We start from the raw sequence: 16567 nt of genomic DNA, 5'->3' as shown, positions 1-16567 counted from the left end.
CGGCTAAGCCACGCCGGTCCTACACACCCAGCGACTTCAGCTTGCGGTGCAACGCGGATCGCTCCATGCCGATGAATTCGGCCGTCTTCGAGATGTTGCCGCCGAAGCGGTTGATCTGGGCGATCAGATAGTCCTTCTCGAACTGCTCGCGTGCCTCGCGCAGCGGCAGCGCCATGATGTGCTGGTCCGACTGATTGGGCGTGCGTGGCATCACGTCGCCGATCTCGGAGGGCAAAAGGTCGGCGGTGATCGGGGCGTCGGGGTTTTCCCCTCGCGCCAGGATCATCAGGCGTTCGACATTGTTGCGCAGCTGGCGAACATTGCCGGGCCAGTTGTGGGCCTGCAGCACGGCCAGCGCATCGTCGCCTATGCGGCGCGGCTTGATGCCGGCCTGGCGCGCGATCTGCTTCATGAAATTGTCGACGAGATAGGGAATGTCCTCGCGCCGCTCGGCGAGCCCCGGCACCATGACCGGAACCACGGCCAGGCGGTGGTAGAGGTCCTCGCGGAAGCGGCCGTCGGCGATCATAGCCTCGAGGTTTTGCGAGGTGGACGAGATGATGCGGACATCGACCTTGACGCGCTTGGTGCCGCCTACCCGCTCGAACTGCTGTTCGACCAGCACGCGCAGGATCTTGTTTTGCGTCTCGCGCGGCATGTCGGCAACTTCGTCGATGTAGAGGATGCCGCGATGCGCCTCCTCCAGCGCGCCGACCTTGCGCTCGGTGCCGTTCGATTCGGTGCCGAACAGCTCGATCTCCATGCGCTCGGGCGTGATGGTGGCGGCGCTCAGCGTCACGAACGGGCCAGCCTTGCGCGACGACAGCGCGTGGATGGCGCGCGCCGTCAGTTCCTTGCCGGAGCCGGACGGGCCGACGATCATGACGCGGCTGTTGGTGGGCGCGACGCGCTCGATGGTCTGGCGCAGCTGGCTCATGGCCGACGACATGCCGATCAGGTCGAAGGTCTCGCCGCTGCGCTGCTTGAGGTCGGAAACCTCGCGCCGCAACTTGGACGTTTCGAGCGCTCGCTCGGCGATCAGGATCAGGCGATCGGCCTTGAACGGTTTCTCGATGAAGTCATAGGCGCCGCGCCGGATGGCCGAGACCGCCGTTTCGATGTTGCCGTGTCCGGAGATCATCACCACCGGCATGTTCGGATGCATGGTCTTGATCTCGTCGAGCAGCGCCAGGCCGTCGAGGCGCGAGCCCTGCAGCCAGATGTCGAGGAAAATCAGCCGCGGCGCGCGATCGGCGATTGCCGCAAGCGCGCTGTCGGCATCATGTGCCGTGCGGGTTTCGTGACCCTCGTCGCTCAGGATACCGGCGACAAGTTCACGGATGTCTTCCTCGTCATCGACGATGAGAATGTCAGACGCCATTACCGACCTTTTCAGTTTCTCGTTCGTGTTCGTTTCGACCTTCACCGCGTGGCGGCGCGGCTACGACCGTCGCCGGCGGCAGGATGATCGAGATCATCGCGCCCCGGCCACCATGGAAATCCACTGGCGCGTCGTGCAATTCGAGACGGCCGCCATGGTCTTCCACGATCTTCTTGACGATAGCGAGGCCAAGTCCGGTGCCCTTCTCGCGCGTCGTCATATAGGGCTCGAGAAGCCTTTGGCGATTCTCGCGCGGCAGCCCCTTGCCGTTGTCGATAACGTCGATTCGTATGGCACCATCTTGGCGCCCCGCTTGAATCCGGATTGTGCCGTCCGAGCGATCCTCCGGATCAAGTCCGTCGATCGCCTCGGCGGCGTTCTTGATGACGTTGCCGAAGGCCTGCGCCATCAGGCGGCTGTCGAAGGTGCCCTTCAACGGCTCGCTGCCGAAATCGCGCTGGAAAGCGATGTCGGGGCGGCTGACCTCGACCAGGAAAGAGGCCTCGCGCAGCGACTCACGCAGGTCGATCGCCTTCATTTCCGGCTTCGGCATGCGGGCGAAGGCCGAGAATTCGTCGACCATGCGACCGATGTCCTCGACCTGGCGGATGATGGTATCGGTGCACTGGTCGAAGACCTCGCGATCCTCGGTGATGACCTTGCCGTAGCGGCGCCTGATGCGCTCGGCCGAGAGCTGGATCGGCGTCAACGGGTTCTTGATCTCATGCGCGATGCGCCGCGCCACATCCGCCCAGGCCGAAGAACGCTGCGCCTGGACGAGATCGGTGATGTCGTCGACCGTGACCACGTAGGATTTCTCCTCCTCGCCGTCGTCGCCAGACTCGACGGTGACCTGGACGTTGAACGTGCGCTCCAGACCGGTGCGGAAGAAGGTCACCTGCTCGCGATAGACCGGCTTGCCCGACTGGCGTCCGATCTCGAAGACGCGGCCGACAAGGGGCAGGACCGCCGAAAGGTTCTGGCCGAGCGTCGCACTTGCCGAAATGGCCAGCATGGTTTCGGCCGAGCGATTGACGATGGTGATGATGCCGTAGGGATCGACGCCGATGACGCCGGCGGTGACGCCGGCGAGCACCGCCTCGGAGAAACGCCGGCGCTCGTCGATCAGATCCTTGGCCGAAAGGAGCTCGTTGCGCTGCGATTTGAGCTCGAGGATCATGTTGTTGAAGGTATCGCCGAGCGAGGCGACATCGCCGTCGGACTGGCGCACGGGCACGGCGACGTCGAGATTGCCGGTGGCCACCTCGTCGGCGGCGCCGATCAGCTGACGGATCGGCCGCACGATCCGGTCGGCAACGGCGATGCCGGTCCAGATCGCCGACAGGATAATGATCAGCGTGAGCGACAGGTAAGGCAATGCAAAGGCGACCTGCGAGGTGCGGCGGTTATCCTCGAGGTTGCGGTATTCGTTGGTGTTGGAGCTGACGATCTGGCGCGCCTTGATGACGTCAGGATCGACCAGCCGGATCGTGTAGAGGTAGAGCCCTTCGATCTCGCGCAGCTTGATGATGGCGCCCATGATGTTGCGGGTGCGCGGCTCGATCAGCACCGGCTTGCCGGCGGCCGCGGTGTCGACGGCGCCCGCCGGCGGCTCAGGCATGGCGAAGTCGGCGTCGGTCTTGGCTTTCATGACGAACGAGCCGTCAGGCTTGATCAGGGCGGCGTGCGCCAGTCCGCGGCCAACGGCTTCCTTGTTCAACAGATCGAGGAAACCACTACGGTCGAGGCCGTAGAGCGTGCGCGAGGCATCGAGATCGTATGCCATCGACAATGTCGTGCCCTGCAGATTGCGCGCGTTCTCCTGCACATAGGCGTCGGCGATCGAGAGCGATGAGTTGACGATCGTCTTGGTGCGGATCTCGAACCAGCGGTCGAGGCCGATGTCGAGCGTGATCGAGGCGATGATCGCCACCATGATGGCCGGGATTGCGGCAACGAGCGCGAACATCGCGACGATGCGCACATGCAGCCGCGAGGCGGCCCTGCCGTGGCGCCGCGCCAGGACGATGCGGCGCACCTCGCGGGCGATCAGCGCGATCAGGAACAGAACAAAGACGGCGTTGGCCGCGACGAGGGCCCAGGTCGTGTCGGCGGTCGGCGCGATCGGCGTCGCACCGACCAGGATGGCAAACGAGATCGCCGCCGTGATCACGGCGCCGACGATGGCGACCACGCCGGGCAGCGCCAGCAGTCGGCGGCCGTCACGCGTGCCGGCCTGACTGAAAAGCGGTTGGTTCAGGGTCGGAGCCTCAGCTGCCATGTCGCGGTACAGAGTCGGTCATTGCGTCGGATGTATGCAACGCATTGTGGCGATTATGCAACAAGTGTGGCCGAGGAGGAAATCTTTCCCCCGTCAATTCGCCAATTATCGCAAGCACGAGGCGGCGCTATGGCTGCCTGGACGACTTGTAGACATTGACGCCAAGCTCGCGGATCTTCTTGCGCAGCGTGTTGCGGTTGAGCCCCAAAAGCTCCGCAGCCTTGATCTGGTTGCCGCGCGTCGCCGTCATCGAGGCCAGCACCAGCGGATATTCGACCTCGGCGAGAATACGCTGGTAAAGCCCCGACGGGGGCAATTCGCCGGCGAAGGAGGCGAAATAGCGCTGCAGGAAATGCTCGACCGCCTGGCCGATCGACAGATCATCGGGAATGAGCGCGCCGCCGTCCGGCACGACCGGCCTCTCGCCGGTCTTGAGCTCGGACTCGATGATCTCCGACGAAATCTCGTCCTGCGAGTAGAGGGCGGCCAGCCGGCGCACCAGGTTTTCCAGCTCGCGCACATTGCCCGGCCAGGGATAGCGCTTCATGAGCTCGATGCCGCCGGACGAAATGCGCTTGGTCTGCAGGCCCTCGCTGGCGCCCAGCTTGAAGAAGTGCCGCACCAGGTCGGGAATGTCCTCCGAACGCTCGCGCAGCGCCGGCAGCCTGAGCGGCACGACATTGAGGCGGTAGAACAGGTCTTCGCGAAACAGGCCCTGATTGATCAGCGTGCGCAGGTCCTTGTTGGTGGCCGCGACGATGCGCACGTCGGTCTTGATCGGTGTGCGGCCGCCGACCGTCGTGTATTCACCCTGCTGCAGGACGCGCAGCAGCCGGGTCTGCGCTTCCATGGGCATGTCGCCGATCTCGTCGAGGAACAGCGTGCCGCCCTCCGCCTGTTCGAAGCGGCCGCTCGAACGGTTCTGCGCGCCGGTAAAGGCGCCCTTCTCGTGGCCGAACAGTTCCGATTCGATGAGATCGCGCGGGATCGCCGCCATGTTGATGGCCACGAATGGGCCGCCGCGGCGTCGGCCATATTCGTGCAGCGCGCGTGCCACCAACTCCTTGCCGGTGCCGGACTCGCCGCTGATCATGACCGTGAGATCGGTCTGCATCATGCGCGCCAGCATGCGGTAAATGTCCTGCATGGCGGCGGAGCGGCCGACCAGCGGCATCGTTTCCGGCTGGTCTTCGGCGCGGGCGTCGAGCTTCGGCCGCTTCGGCTCGGACAGCGCCCGGTTGACGATGTTGAGCAGTTCGGTGAGGTCGAACGGCTTCGGCAGATATTCGTAGGCGCCGGTCTCGGACGCGCGGATGGCGGTCATGAACGTGTTCTGGGCGCTCATGACGATGACCGGCAGCTCGGGCCGCGCCTTCTTGATGCGCGGCAGCATGTCGAATGCGTTTTCGTCCGGCATCACCACATCGGTAATGACGAGATCGCCTTCCCCCGCCGCGACCCAGCGCCACAGGGTCGAGGCGTTCGAGGTGACACGCACCTCGTGGCCGACGCGCGACAGCGCCTGGTTGAGCACGGTGCGGATGGCCGCATCGTCGTCGGCGACCAGAATATTGCCGCGAACGCTCATTTGCGGTCTCCTTCAGCTTCATCGCCTAAGCCGGGCGAAGTCTCCTTCCAGGCCGGCATCAGGACGCGGAAAGTGGTGCCGCGGGCAGTCGAATCGCATTCGATGATGCCGCCATGCTCGCCGACGATCTTGGCGACCAGCGCCAGCCCGAGGCCGGAACCATTCGGCTTGGTGGTGATGAACGGATCGAACAGGATCGGCAGGATGTCTTCCGATACGCCGGGGCCATTGTCATGCACGCAGAATTCCAGCGGCAGCGAGACACGGTCCTGCGTTCCAGGTACGGAAACGCGGATGCCGGGACGAAAGGCCGTCGACAGCACGATCTCACCCTGCGGATCCGATCCGATCGCCTCGGCGGCATTCTTGACCAGGTTGAGGAAGACCTGGATCAGTTGGTCACGGTTGGCGAAGACCGGAGGCAATGATGGATCATATTCCTCCAAGATCTTGATCCGTCTAGCAAAACCGTTCTTGGCAATCGCCTTCACATGATCGAGCACGACATGGATGTTGACTGGAAAACGCTCGATCGGCCGCTCGTCGGAAAACACCTCCATGCGGTCGACCAGCGAGACGATGCGGTCGGTTTCGTCGGTGATCAGGCGGGTGAGCGCCCGATCCTCGTCCGAGGCCGACAGTTCGAGCAACTGCGCCGCGCCCCTGATGCCCGAGAGCGGGTTCTTGATCTCATGCGCCAGCATGGCGGCCAGGCCGGTGACGGAGCGCGCAGCACCCCGATGCGTCATCTGGCGGTCGATCTTGTCGGCCATCGACCGTTCCTGGAACATGACGACGACGGAACCCGGAAACTCGGGCACCGGCGCGACATAGAGATCGACCATCTTCTCGATGCCGAGGCGCGGCGACGACACGTCGACGCGGTATTCGTTAACCGGCGCGCGGCGCTCGCGCACCTGGTCGACGAGCGTCAGCAGCGGGCTGCCGAACGGCACCAGCTTGGAGAGCGTGTTGCGGGCGAGCATGGTCGCGCTGGAGCGGAAGAAGTCCTCGGCATCCGCGTTGGCGAAAGTGATGAAGCCGTCGGGATCGACCATGATCACCGGGCGGCGGATGGTGTTGAGCACGATGTTGGCGGCGTCCGCCATGCCAGTCGGCTGTGGGACATCCGCCTTCATGCCGCGCTCCGCAGGCCGGTCGACTGCGCGCCGTCGATAAACGCGCGGCGCAATTCGGCAACGACTTCGCCCGGCTCGAAGGATGTGAGAATGCGTTTGCGTAGTTCGGCAGAAACATCGGGACCGTGGCGGTCGAGATACCAGCCGAGATGCTTGCGCGCCTGGCGCAGCCCGCTTTCGATGCCGTAGAGCGAAAGCATGTCCTCGTAATGCGAGGCGACGTAATCGGTTAACTCTTGAGGCGTGAATGGAATACCCAGTGTGTTTGCACCGGCCGCGGCCGTCGCAATGCTGCCCGCGACCCATGGCGCGCCATAATGCGCGCGGCCGACCATCACCGCGTCGGCGCCGGAAAGTTCGAGGATCGCCGCTGCTTCCTCAGGCGAGCCGACATCGCCATTGGCCACCACCGGGATCGAGACGGCTTGCTTGACGCGCGCGATGGCGCGCCAGTCGGCCTTGCCTTGATAGAACTGGCAGCGCGTGCGGCCATGAACGGTCACCATCCTGACGCCGGCCTGCTCCGCGCGACGCGCCAGCATCGGCGCATTGAGCGCGCTTTCGTCCCAGCCGAGCCGCATCTTGACCGTCACCGGCACCGACACGGCGCCGACCACCGCGTCGATCAGCGACAGCGCGTGGTCGAGGTCGCGCATCAGCGCCGAACCGGCATAGCCGCCGGTCACCTTCTTTGCCGGGCAGCCCATGTTGATGTCGATGATATCGGCGCCCTCGCCCGCCGCGATTCGCGCGCCTTCGGCCATGTGCACAGCCTCGCGGCCGGCAAGCTGCACCATATGCACCGGCAGGCCGGAATGGCGGATGCGCAGGTCGCAGCCGGCCCTGCCCTTGGCCAGTTCGCCGCTCGCCACCATTTCCGACACGACCGGCCCCGCGCCATGCGCGTGGGCGCGGTGCCGGAACGGCTCGTCGGTGATGCCCGACATCGGCGCGAGGAAAACGCGATTGCGGATTTTCACGCCGCCGATATCGAGTGGCGATGCCAATATGGTCAGTCCAGCCATGCACAAAAACCAAGCATGTTCGATCGTTGCACATTCTCTAGCCAGAAGTGCGGCGTTGTGCAACGCGCAATGACGTCACATTAAGGCGCATTTTGGAAAATGCTGGCCTTCGGCCATCACCCCGACTAGGACCGATCGGAATGAGTGAGGCAAGCGAAAAGCAAGCGGCGTCCCCAGGCGGCGGGATCGGGGTGGTAATCGTTGCCGCCGGCCGAGGCGCGCGCGCCGGTCAGGCCGAAGGTCCGAAGCAATATCAGCGCATCGGCGGCCGTGCCGTTATCGCCCATACTCTGGATATCTTTCTCTCCCATCCGTTGATCGGCCCGGTTGTTGTCGCCATCCACGCCGACGATGCCGAGCTTCTGCAGCGCTCGGCGGGAGCGCACGCCGAGCGCCTCATTACCGTTATCGGCGGTTCATCGCGCCAGGCCTCCGTCCGGCTCGGCCTCCTGGCGTTGCGGGATCAGGCACCCGCGAAAGTGCTTGTGCATGATGCCGTACGCCCGTTCGTCGACGCCGGGCTGATCGACCGCACCATCGAAGCCATCGGCGAACGCCAGGGTGCGCTGCCGGCGCTGCCCGTCGCCGACACGCTGAAGCGGGAATCAGCGACCGGCATGATCGACGAGACGGTGTCGAGGTCAGGCCTTCATGCCGCGCAGACGCCGCAGGGTTTTCCGTACTGGCCGCTGCTTGCCGCGCATGAGAAGGCGTATCATCTGGGCAAGGCGGAATTCACCGACGACGCGGCGATTGCCGAATGGGCACAGATACCGGTCAAGATCGTTCCGGGATCGCCGGACAACGTCAAACTCACCTGGGCAAGGGACATCGCATTGGCCGACCAGCGGCTCTCCAGCGCGCAGCAGCGCTTCCCGGATATTCGCACCGGCAATGGCTACGACGTGCATGCGTTCGAGCCTGGCGACCACGTCACCTTGTGTGGCGTCGCCATTCCCTATGAGCGAAAACTCTCCGGGCATTCGGACGCCGATGTCGGGCTTCACGCGCTGACCGACGCGCTGCTTGCCACCTGCGGCGCCGGCGACATCGGCACGCATTTCCCGCCGTCGGACCCGCAATGGGAGGGTGCGGCCTCAAAAATCTTCGTCGAGCACGCGGCCAAGCTGGTGCGCGAGCGCGGCGGCCGCATCGCCAATGCCGACATCACGCTGATCTGCGAGGCGCCGCGCGTCGGGCCACATCGCGCGGCGATGACCGAGGCGCTTTCGGCCATGCTCGGCATCGCGCCCGAGCGTATTTCGATCAAGGCGACGACCAATGAGAAGCTCGGCTTTGTCGGGCGCGGCGAAGGCATTGCCGCGATCGCCACCGCCAGCGTCGTCTATCCGGGAGAAGTGCCGGCATGAGCAACGCTGAGCTTGCAAACGCCCTGCTCCAGGCCTGCCAGCAGCGCGGCATCATGCTGGCGACCGCCGAAAGCTGCACCGGCGGCCTGATCATTGCCGCGCTGACCGACATTGCCGGCTCTTCCGCCGTGGTCGATCGCGGCTTCATCACCTATTCCAACGAAGCCAAGATGGAGATGCTCGGCGTCTCCGCGGCCACGCTCGACGCGCATGGCGCGGTCTCGCGCGAAACGGTGCTGGAGATGGCCGCGGGCGCGCTTGCGCATTCGCAAGCAAGCCTGTCGCTCGCCGTCACCGGCATCGCCGGTCCGAGCGGCGGCTCGGCGGACAAGCCGGTCGGCCTTGTCTGGTTCGGGATTGCATTGGCCGGGCAGCCAGTCGTCGCCGAACAGCAATTGTTCGGTCAAAAGGGCCGCGAATTCATCCGGCATGAGACGGTGCGGCACGCGCTGCAACTTGGGCTACGGGCGCTTGGAGAGCGTTAGGTCGACTTTGCCGCATAGATGACGTCGGCGCGCTTCTCGAAGGCTTCCGAGAACATGCGGAAGGCGCGGTCGAACATCGTGCCCATCAGCGCGCCGAGAATGCGGCTCTTGAATTCGTAGTCGATGAAGAAATGCACCTCGCAGCCGCCTTCGGCGGGATCGAAGCGCCAGATGTTGCTGAGATATTTGAACGGGCCGTCGATGTATTTGACGTCGATGGCATTCTCGTCGGGCTTCAGCAGCACCTGCGTCGTGAATGTCTCGCGGATCGCCTTGTAGCCGATGCTCATGTCGGCGACCAGGATGGTGCGGCCGTCGCGCTCCTTGCGCGAGCGCACGGTGAGCGATTCACAGAGCGGCAGGAATTGCGGGTAGGCCTCGATGTCGGCCACCAGCGCGAACATCTCTTGCGGTGTATGCGCGACGCGGCGTGTCGCCTCGAATTTCGGCATTGAAGGTCAGCTGGCCTTCGCGAGCTGCGCCTCGCGCGCCGCGCGCAGCCTGGCGAAATCCTCGCCGGCGTGGTGCGAGGAGCGCGTCAGCGGGCTCGATGCCATGAGCAGGAAACCCTTGGTCTTGCCGATGGTCTCGTAGGACTTGAACTCGTCCGGCGGGATGAAGCGGATCACCGGATGGTGCTTCTTCGACGGCTGCAAGTACTGGCCGATGGTCATGAAGTCGACATTGGCCGAACGCAGATCGTCCATCAATTGCAGCACTTCGTTCCGCTCCTCGCCGAGGCCGACCATGATGCCGGATTTGGTGAAGATCGACGGATCGAGTTCCTTCACGCGCTGCAAGAGCCGGATCGAATGGAAATAGCGAGCGCCGGGCCGGACCGTCAGGTAGTTCGACGGCACGGTTTCGAGATTGTGGTTGAAGACGTCGGGCTTGGCCGCGACGACAATTTCCAGCGCGCCGTCCTTGCGCAGGAAGTCGGGCGTCAGGATCTCGATTGTCGTCGAGGGCGTCGCCGCGCGGATGGCGCGGATGACGTCGGCGAAATGCTGCGCGCCGCCATCTGCAAGGTCGTCACGGTCGACCGACGTGATGACGACGTGGCTCAGCCCCATCTGCTTGACGGCATGCGCCACGCGTGCGGGCTCGTCCGGATCGAGCGCGGTCGGGATGCCGGTCGCGACATTGCAGAAGGCACAGGCGCGCGTGCAGATCTCGCCCATGATCATGAACGTGGCGTGCTTCTTGTCCCAGCACTCGCCGATGTTCGGGCAGCCGGCCTCCTCGCACACCGTCACAAGCTTGTGCGACTTCACGATCTCGCGCGTTTCGGCATAGCCCTTGGAAACCGGCGCCTTGACGCGGATCCAGTTGGGCTTGCGCAGCACCTCCTGGTCGGGCCGATGCGCCTTCTCGGGATGCCGCGGGCGCGGCCGGTTGGCGATCGTGTCTACGACTGTGACCATCTCAAACCCTTCGCGGCTTTCAGCCGCCAATCTTCGTCATCTAGGACTTTTCAACGCAAAGAAAAAGGCCGCGCCGGCGCATGCCGCCACGGCCGTTTTCGCATAGCGGCTTCCGTTCAGCGGCGAACAAGCCGCCCCACGAAGATCAGCAGGCAGGCGCCGATGAAGCCGGTGATCAGATAGGCCACCCAGCCGACGCCGAACGACTGAATGTTGAGAGCCTGCAGGATCGCGTTCAGCACCACGGCGCCGACGATGCCCATGATGATGTTCATGAAGATGCCGGTGTTGCTCTTCATGACCATTTCGGCGAACCAGCCCGCCAGACCGCCGACGATGATGGCCGTGATCCAGCCGACGCCATTCATATGCATGTGCCAATTCCTCCTCGATCAGGTGAAAATGCATCCGGATACGAACTGCCTTGCCGTCAGCTTTCTCCGGCTGCCGCGTGTGAGTCTCACCCGACCAATTTAGCACGGATTGGCCATCTATCACCGATTGGCGGCCTATCACCGATTGGTGACCTTTCATCGGTTGATGACCTGTCATGCGTTCAAAGCGCGGCCATAGGCGTCGAGCACGCTCTCTTTCATCATCTCCGAAAGCGTCGGGTGCGGGAAGATCGTGTGCATCAGCTCTTCCTCGGTGGTCTCCAGGTTCATCGCCACGACAAAACCCTGGATGAGCTCGGTCACCTCGGCGCCCACCATATGCGCGCCGAGCAGCTGCCCGGTCTTCTTGTCGAAGATGGTCTTGACGAAGCCCTGGTCCTCGCCGAGCGCGATGGCCTTGCCGTTGGCGCTGAAGGGGAAGCGCCCGACGCGAATGTCCTTGCCCTCCGCCTTGGCCCTGGCTTCGGTAAGGCCGACGGATGCGACCTGCGGGCTGCAATAGGTGCAGCCGGGGATCTTCAATTTGTCGATGGCATGCACGCCCGGGAAATTGGCGATTTTTTCGATGCAGACGACGCCCTCATGCTCGGCCTTGTGGGCCAGCATCGGCGGGCCGGCAACGTCGCCGATGGCGTAGACGCCCGGCACATTGGTCTTGCCGTAGCCGTCGACGACAATGCAGCCGCGGTCCGTCTTCACGCCGAGCGCTTCGAGGCCAAGATTCTCGATATTGCCCTGCACGCCGACGGCCGAGATCATGCGGTCGGCGGTGATCTTCTCGACCTTGCCGTCCTTCATCTCGACATGCGCGGTGACCGAATTGGCGCCCTTTTCGACCTTGGTCACCTTGGCCTCGAGGATGATCTTCATTCCCTGCTTCTCGAACTGTTTCTGCGCGAATTTCGAGACCTCGGCGTCCTCTACCGGCATCACCGCCGGCAGCAGCTCGACCACCGTCACGTCCGCGCCCATGGTGCGGTAGAAGGAAGCGAACTCGATGCCGATGGCGCCGGAACCCATCACCAGCAGCGATTTCGGCATTTCCTTCGGCACCATAGCCTCGAAATAGGTCCAGATCAGCTTGCCGTCCGGCTCGATGCCGGGCAGCGCGCGCGGCCGGGCGCCGGTCGCGAGAATAATGTGCTTGGCGGTGTAGGTGCCCTCGCCCTTGACGCCTTTCGGCACCGGCGGCTGCGGCTCCATCGGCTTCTTCGCGGTCTTCGAAATGACGACCTCACCGGGCTTCGACAGCTTCGCTTCGCCCCAGATGACGTCGACCTTGTTCTTCTTCATCAGGAAGCCGACGCCGTTGTTGAGCCGCAGCGACACTTTTCGCGAACGGTCGACGACGGCCGCCGTGTCGGGACTGACCTTGCCGCCTTCGAGCTTCAGGCCGTAGTCCTTGAGGTGATCCGAATAATGCATGATCTCGGCCGAGCGCAGCAGCGCCTTGGTCGGTATGCAGCCCCAGTTCAGGCAGATGCCGCCAAGATGCTCGCGCTCGACGATCGCCGTCTTGAAGCCGAGCTGGGCGGAGCGCACCGCCGTGACATAGCCGCCGGGGCCTGAGCCGATGATGATGACGTCGTAGGATTCAGCCACGGGTTTTTCTCCCTGATCTTTCTGAAGGTTAGAGTGAGAGCATGACGCGTACCAGCGGCGCCAGGGCCTGGCCGATGCGCCGTGTGTTCTCGGCATCGAGATGGACGCCGTCGAGCGGCGTGGTGACGGCCACCGTGCCGGCGTCGAAGAAGCCGCAGCCGGCCTCGTCAGCAAGCAGCGAATATTGCGGTGCCAGCCGCTTCGAAGCGTCGTCGCCGCCGGCGAACATTTCCTTGAACTCGGCATTGTCGGTCCGCGTCACGACAGGTGGCGCGACGATGAGGATCTGCGGCGCGTCCCAGTCGAACGGATAGTCGTGGCCACGCACGATATCGATCAGACGCTGCATGCCCTGCTTGGCAGCGACCGGATTGCCGTGGATCCACGGCTTCATGTCGTTGGCGCCGAGCATGATGATGACGAGATCAAGCGGCGCGTGGCTTGTCAGGATCGTCGGCAGGATGCGGGCGCCGTTGCGGTCGGCGCCGGCCAGATGATCGTCGAAGGCCGTGGTGCGCCCGTTCAATCCTTCGGCGATGACCGCGACGTCGCCGCCAAGCTCAGCCCCGAGCACGCTCGGCCAGCGGTCTTCCAGCGCATGGCGGCCGAGGCTGGCGGCGTCGTAGCCCCAGGTGAGAGAGTCGCCGTAGCAGAGAATCGTCTTCATGCTTTTGCCACACCCCTGCCGTCACCGGTCGACCAGGCCGCCAGCGCGCGATCCGCCCGACGGAAAGAACAAGGCGAAAAGGCCGGTGAAGAATTTCCGCACGGCCTTTTCCCGTCCTATACCAGCATGCCCATCGGATTTTCGATCATGCGCTTGAAGGCGCCCAGCAATTCGGCGCCGAGCGCGCCGTCGACGGCACGATGATCGGTGGACAAGGTCACCGACATCACGGTGGCTATCTTGATCTCGCCCTTCTTCACCACCGCCCGCTCCTCGCCGGCGCCGACCGCCAGGATCGTCGCATGCGGCGGGTTGATGACGGCGGCGAAGTCCTTGATGCCGAACATGCCGAGGTTGGACACCGCCGTCGTGCCGCCCTGATACTCTTCCGGCTTCAGCTTGCGGCTCCTGGCGCGGCTGGCCAGGTCCTTCATCTCGTTGGAGATCACCGACAGCGTCTTTTCATCCGCATGCCGGATGATCGGCGTGATCAGACCGCCGGGGATCGACACCGCGACGCCGACATCGGCATGCTTGTGCTTGACCATGGCATTCTCGGTCCAGGAGGCGTTGGCATCCGGTACCGCCATCAGTGCCATCGCCATCGCCTTGATCACCATGTCGTTGACCGAGAGCTTGTAGGCGGGAACCTCGCCCTTCTCGGTCTTCCTCATCGGGGCCGCGGCATTGAGCTGCGTGCGCAGCGCCAGCAGCGCGTCGAGCTCGCAGTCGAGCGTCAGATAGAAATGCGGGATGGTGGATTTCGCCTCGACCAGGCGGCGCGCGATGGTCTTGCGCATGTTGTCATGCGGCACCAGCTCGTAAGAGCCCTCGGCGAACAGCTTCAGCACCTGGTCGTCCGACATCGGCTTCGGCGCGGGTGCCGGAGTCGCGCCGGGAGCGCCGGCGGGCGCCTTCCCAGCCGGAGCAGCTTTCGCGCCGCCGGAAGCGATCGCCGCCTCGACGTCGACCTTCACCACGCGGCCATGCGGACCGGAACCCGCCAGCGCCGTCACGTCGACGCCGGCATCCTTGGCGATGCGGCGGGCCAGCGGCGATGCGAAGACGCGATCGCCGGCGGCGTGGCCGTTGGCGACGGGAGCAGGCTCGGCCTTCGCCGGCGCGGGCGCCGCTGCTGCTGCCGGCTTGGCTGCTTCCTTGGGGGCTCCGGCCTTCGGAGCATCCGCTTTCGGCGCTTCGGGCTTTGGCGCGGCATCGCCGCCAGCCTTGGCCGCAGCGCCGGCATCCTCGCCTTCGCCGGCCAGAATGGCGATCAGCGCGTTGACCTTGACGCCTTCGGTGCCGGCCGGAACCACCAGCTTGGCGACCGTGCCTTCATCGACGGCTTCGACTTCCATCGTCGCCTTGTCGGTCTCGATCTCGGCGATCACGTCACCGGGCGAGACCTTATCGCCTTCCTTGACCAGCCACTTGGAAAGATTGCCCTCTTCCATCGTGGGCGAGAGCGCCGGCATGGTGATGTTGATTGGCATTTTTCCTCCTCAGTTCCGCCCGGTCAGCGAACGGTGCTGGATATTGAACTGCTCCGACATTCTGCCGCGATATCCGTCTTCCAAGGCCTGAAGCGTCTCGATTTCAGGGATGCCGTCCTGTTCCAATCTCATCCTGGCTATGTGCATGCCGACATCGGCCAGCACCATGCCCCAGTTGTGAGCGTTTGGCCCGAAGAGGTCTTGCATCGTGACGACCGCGTCCGAACCAATCCAGACGCGGAGTATTTCTTCGAATTCGCTACTCTCGACGACCATCGCGGGAACTTCGAGTTCGCGCGACATCTCATTAACCCCGGTACGTCACGGCTTTGACCGCCTCGACGACCTCGCCGATGTTGGGCAGGGCCAGCTTTTCGAGGTTCGCCGCGTAAGGCATCGGCACATCCTTGCCGGCGATGGTGATCACCGGCGCATCGAGGAAGTCGAAGGCGCGCTGCGAGACCTGGTTGGCGATGTGGTCGCCGACCGAGCTCTGCGGGAAACCTTCTTCCACCACCACGAGACGGTTGGTCTTCTTCACCGAGGCGATGATCGTATCGAAATCGAGCGGCCGGACCGTCCTCAAATCGATGATCTCGGCGTCAATGCCCATGCCACGCAGTTCTGCCTCGGCCTTGACCGCATAGGTCATGCCGATGCCGAAGGAGACGATGGTGACGTCCTTGCCCTGCTTGTGGATGCGAGCCTTGCCGATCGGCAGCACGAAATCGTCGAGCTTCGGCACCTCGAAGGAATGGCCGTAGAGGATCTCGTTCTCGAGGAAGATCACCGGGTTCGGGTCCCGGATTGCCGCCTTGAGCAGACCCTTGGCGTCGGCGGCCGTGTAAGGCATCACCACCTTGAGACCAGGGATATGGCTGTACCAGGCGGCGTAGCACTGCGAGTGCTGCGCGGCGACGCGGGCCGCCGCGCCGTTCGGGCCACGGAACACGATCGGCGCGCCCATCTGGCCGCCGGACATATAGAGCGTCTTGGCGGCCGAGTTGATGATCTGGTCGATCGCCTGCATGGCGAAATTGAAGGTCATGAACTCGACGATCGGCTTCAGCCCGGCCATCGCGGCACCCACGCCAACGCCGGCAAAGCCGTGCTCGGTGATCGGGGTATCGACGACGCGGCGCGGGCCGAATTCCTGCAGCAGGCCTTGCGTGATCTTGTAGGCGCCTTGGTACTCCGCGACTTCCTCGCCCATGACGAAGACGTCGCCGTCGCGGTGCATTTCCTCGGCCATGGCATCGCGGAGCGCCTCGCGCACGGTGGTCGAGACCATTTCGGTGCCGGCGGGAATGTCCGGGTCGGCCGCGACTTCCGTCTTCGGCGCGGCGGCGACAGGGGCCGAAGCCTCGCTCTTAGCCGCGGCGGGGGCCGGCGCCGGTGCTGCCGCTTCAGACTTGGGCTCTTCCTCGCCGATGCCTTCGCCGGCCTTGTCGACGTCTTCGCCGTCGACCGCGAGCACGGCGATCACCGCATTGACCTTGACGCCTTCGGTGCCGGCCGGAACGACGATCTTGGCCAGCGTGCCTTCGTCGACGGCTTCGACCTCCATCGTCGCCTTGTCGGTCTCGATCTCGGCGATGACGTCACCGGCGACGACCTTGTCTCCTTCGTTCTTCAACCATTTGGAAAGATTGCCCTCTTCCATCGTCGGCGAGAGCGCGGGCATGAGAATTTCGATCGGCATGTCCTTGCCCTCCCC

15 protein-coding genes are annotated in these 16567 nt (G+C 64.2%); 2 read left to right on the top strand and 13 right to left on the bottom strand.

What is annotated here, in order from left to right; translation table 11 throughout:
• Positions 1 to 19 precede the first annotated feature (19 nt).
• The 5 genes from EN862_RS22340 to dusB all read right to left on the bottom strand — a co-directional run bounded on the left by EN862_RS22340 (position 20) and on the right by dusB (position 7414).
• Entirely contained in the window at positions 20 to 1381 is a 1362-nt protein-coding gene (locus EN862_RS22340) for a sigma-54 dependent transcriptional regulator (RefSeq protein WP_042642304.1), read from the bottom strand.
• Positions 1371 to 3662, bottom strand: coding sequence for a PAS domain-containing sensor histidine kinase (locus tag EN862_RS22335; RefSeq protein ID WP_127868014.1), 2292 nt, complete (start codon positions 3660 to 3662; stop codon positions 1371 to 1373). The genes EN862_RS22340 and EN862_RS22335 overlap by 11 nt, the downstream gene beginning before the upstream one ends.
• A gap of 127 nt (positions 3663 to 3789) precedes the next feature.
• Entirely contained in the window at positions 3790 to 5250 is a 1461-nt protein-coding gene (gene ntrC, locus EN862_RS22330; RefSeq protein WP_127868013.1) for a nitrogen regulation protein NR(I), read from the bottom strand.
• Positions 5247 to 6389, bottom strand: a complete 1143-nt coding sequence (locus tag EN862_RS22325) for a nitrogen regulation protein NR(II) (RefSeq protein WP_127868012.1) — start codon at positions 6387 to 6389, stop codon at positions 5247 to 5249. Before EN862_RS22325 ends, ntrC begins: the two co-directional genes overlap by 4 nt.
• Positions 6386 to 7414, bottom strand: coding sequence for a tRNA dihydrouridine synthase DusB (dusB, locus tag EN862_RS22320; protein WP_127868011.1), 1029 nt, complete (start codon positions 7412 to 7414; stop codon positions 6386 to 6388). Before dusB ends, EN862_RS22325 begins: the two co-directional genes overlap by 4 nt.
• Before the next feature lie 140 nt (positions 7415 to 7554).
• Between dusB and EN862_RS22315 the strand changes: the two genes are divergently transcribed.
• Both EN862_RS22315 and EN862_RS22310 read left to right on the top strand, forming a co-directional pair.
• Positions 7555 to 8784: a bifunctional 2-C-methyl-D-erythritol 4-phosphate cytidylyltransferase/2-C-methyl-D-erythritol 2,4-cyclodiphosphate synthase gene (locus EN862_RS22315; RefSeq protein ID WP_127868010.1), complete on the top strand. Its 1230-nt coding sequence runs from the start codon at positions 7555 to 7557 to the stop codon at positions 8782 to 8784.
• Positions 8781 to 9269: a CinA family protein gene (locus EN862_RS22310; protein WP_127868009.1), complete on the top strand. Its 489-nt coding sequence runs from the start codon at positions 8781 to 8783 to the stop codon at positions 9267 to 9269. Before EN862_RS22315 ends, EN862_RS22310 begins: the two co-directional genes overlap by 4 nt.
• Here EN862_RS22310 and EN862_RS22305 read toward each other — a convergent pair.
• From EN862_RS22305 to EN862_RS22270, 8 genes are all read right to left on the bottom strand, one after another.
• A complete protein-coding gene (locus EN862_RS22305) occupies positions 9266 to 9721 on the bottom strand; it encodes a type II toxin-antitoxin system RatA family toxin (RefSeq protein ID WP_127868008.1) in 456 nt (151 codons plus the stop codon). The genes EN862_RS22310 and EN862_RS22305 overlap by 4 nt on opposite strands.
• Before the next feature lie 6 nt (positions 9722 to 9727).
• Positions 9728 to 10693, bottom strand: a complete 966-nt coding sequence (gene lipA, locus EN862_RS22300; RefSeq protein WP_127868007.1) for a lipoyl synthase — start codon at positions 10691 to 10693, stop codon at positions 9728 to 9730.
• Between the two features lie 116 nt (positions 10694 to 10809).
• Positions 10810 to 11067 carry a GlsB/YeaQ/YmgE family stress response membrane protein gene (locus EN862_RS22295; protein ID WP_040982931.1) on the bottom strand — a complete coding sequence of 86 codons (258 nt, stop codon included), beginning with the start codon at positions 11065 to 11067 and terminating at the stop codon, positions 10810 to 10812.
• A 174-nt stretch (positions 11068 to 11241) separates the two neighbouring features.
• On the bottom strand, positions 11242 to 12690 hold the full coding sequence (lpdA, locus tag EN862_RS22290; protein WP_127868006.1) for a dihydrolipoyl dehydrogenase: 1449 nt from the start codon (positions 12688 to 12690) through the stop codon (positions 11242 to 11244).
• 28 nt (positions 12691 to 12718) lie between these two features.
• Positions 12719 to 13357 carry an SGNH/GDSL hydrolase family protein gene (locus tag EN862_RS22285; RefSeq protein WP_127868005.1) on the bottom strand — a complete coding sequence of 213 codons (639 nt, stop codon included), beginning with the start codon at positions 13355 to 13357 and terminating at the stop codon, positions 12719 to 12721.
• A gap of 116 nt (positions 13358 to 13473) precedes the next feature.
• A complete protein-coding gene (locus tag EN862_RS22280; protein WP_127868004.1) occupies positions 13474 to 14850 on the bottom strand; it encodes a pyruvate dehydrogenase complex dihydrolipoamide acetyltransferase in 1377 nt (458 codons plus the stop codon).
• Between the two features lie 9 nt (positions 14851 to 14859).
• A complete protein-coding gene (locus EN862_RS22275) occupies positions 14860 to 15153 on the bottom strand; it encodes a DUF5076 domain-containing protein (RefSeq protein ID WP_127868003.1) in 294 nt (97 codons plus the stop codon).
• A 4-nt stretch (positions 15154 to 15157) separates the two neighbouring features.
• The gene (locus EN862_RS22270; protein ID WP_127868002.1) at positions 15158 to 16552 is read right to left on the bottom strand and encodes a pyruvate dehydrogenase complex E1 component subunit beta; all 1395 of its coding nucleotides are present in this window, start codon (positions 16550 to 16552) and stop codon (positions 15158 to 15160) included.
• Positions 16553 to 16567: the final 15 nt, after the last annotated feature.

Source organism: Mesorhizobium sp. M2E.F.Ca.ET.219.01.1.1 (assembly GCF_004016445.2).
Lineage (GTDB): Bacteria > Pseudomonadota > Alphaproteobacteria > Rhizobiales > Rhizobiaceae > Mesorhizobium.
Note: the sequence above shows the minus strand (reverse complement) of the source record. Positions and strands in the feature narration are given on the sequence as shown.

What these genes read in the sequence shown, in the direction of transcription:
- EN862_RS22340 (WP_042642304.1), bottom strand. Translation starts at nt 1,381, where the DNA reads ATGGCGTCTGACATTCTCATCGTCGATGACGAGGAAGACATCCGTGAA.
- EN862_RS22335 (WP_127868014.1), bottom strand. Translation starts at nt 3,662, where the DNA reads ATGGCAGCTGAGGCTCCGACCCTGAACCAACCGCTTTTCAGTCAGGCC.
- ntrC (WP_127868013.1), bottom strand. Translation starts at nt 5,250, where the DNA reads ATGAGCGTTCGCGGCAATATTCTGGTCGCCGACGACGATGCGGCCATC.
- EN862_RS22325 (WP_127868012.1), bottom strand. Translation starts at nt 6,389, where the DNA reads ATGAAGGCGGATGTCCCACAGCCGACTGGCATGGCGGACGCCGCCAAC.
- dusB (WP_127868011.1), bottom strand. Translation starts at nt 7,414, where the DNA reads ATGGCTGGACTGACCATATTGGCATCGCCACTCGATATCGGCGGCGTG.
- EN862_RS22315 (WP_127868010.1), top strand. Translation starts at nt 7,555, where the DNA reads ATGAGTGAGGCAAGCGAAAAGCAAGCGGCGTCCCCAGGCGGCGGGATC.
- EN862_RS22310 (WP_127868009.1), top strand. Translation starts at nt 8,781, where the DNA reads ATGAGCAACGCTGAGCTTGCAAACGCCCTGCTCCAGGCCTGCCAGCAG.
- EN862_RS22305 (WP_127868008.1), bottom strand. Translation starts at nt 9,721, where the DNA reads ATGCCGAAATTCGAGGCGACACGCCGCGTCGCGCATACACCGCAAGAG.
- lipA (WP_127868007.1), bottom strand. Translation starts at nt 10,693, where the DNA reads ATGGTCACAGTCGTAGACACGATCGCCAACCGGCCGCGCCCGCGGCAT.
- EN862_RS22295 (WP_040982931.1), bottom strand. Translation starts at nt 11,067, where the DNA reads ATGCATATGAATGGCGTCGGCTGGATCACGGCCATCATCGTCGGCGGT.
- EN862_RS22285 (WP_127868005.1), bottom strand. Translation starts at nt 13,357, where the DNA reads ATGAAGACGATTCTCTGCTACGGCGACTCTCTCACCTGGGGCTACGAC.
- EN862_RS22280 (WP_127868004.1), bottom strand. Translation starts at nt 14,850, where the DNA reads ATGCCAATCAACATCACCATGCCGGCGCTCTCGCCCACGATGGAAGAG.
- EN862_RS22275 (WP_127868003.1), bottom strand. Translation starts at nt 15,153, where the DNA reads ATGTCGCGCGAACTCGAAGTTCCCGCGATGGTCGTCGAGAGTAGCGAA.
- EN862_RS22270 (WP_127868002.1), bottom strand. Translation starts at nt 16,552, where the DNA reads ATGCCGATCGAAATTCTCATGCCCGCGCTCTCGCCGACGATGGAAGAG.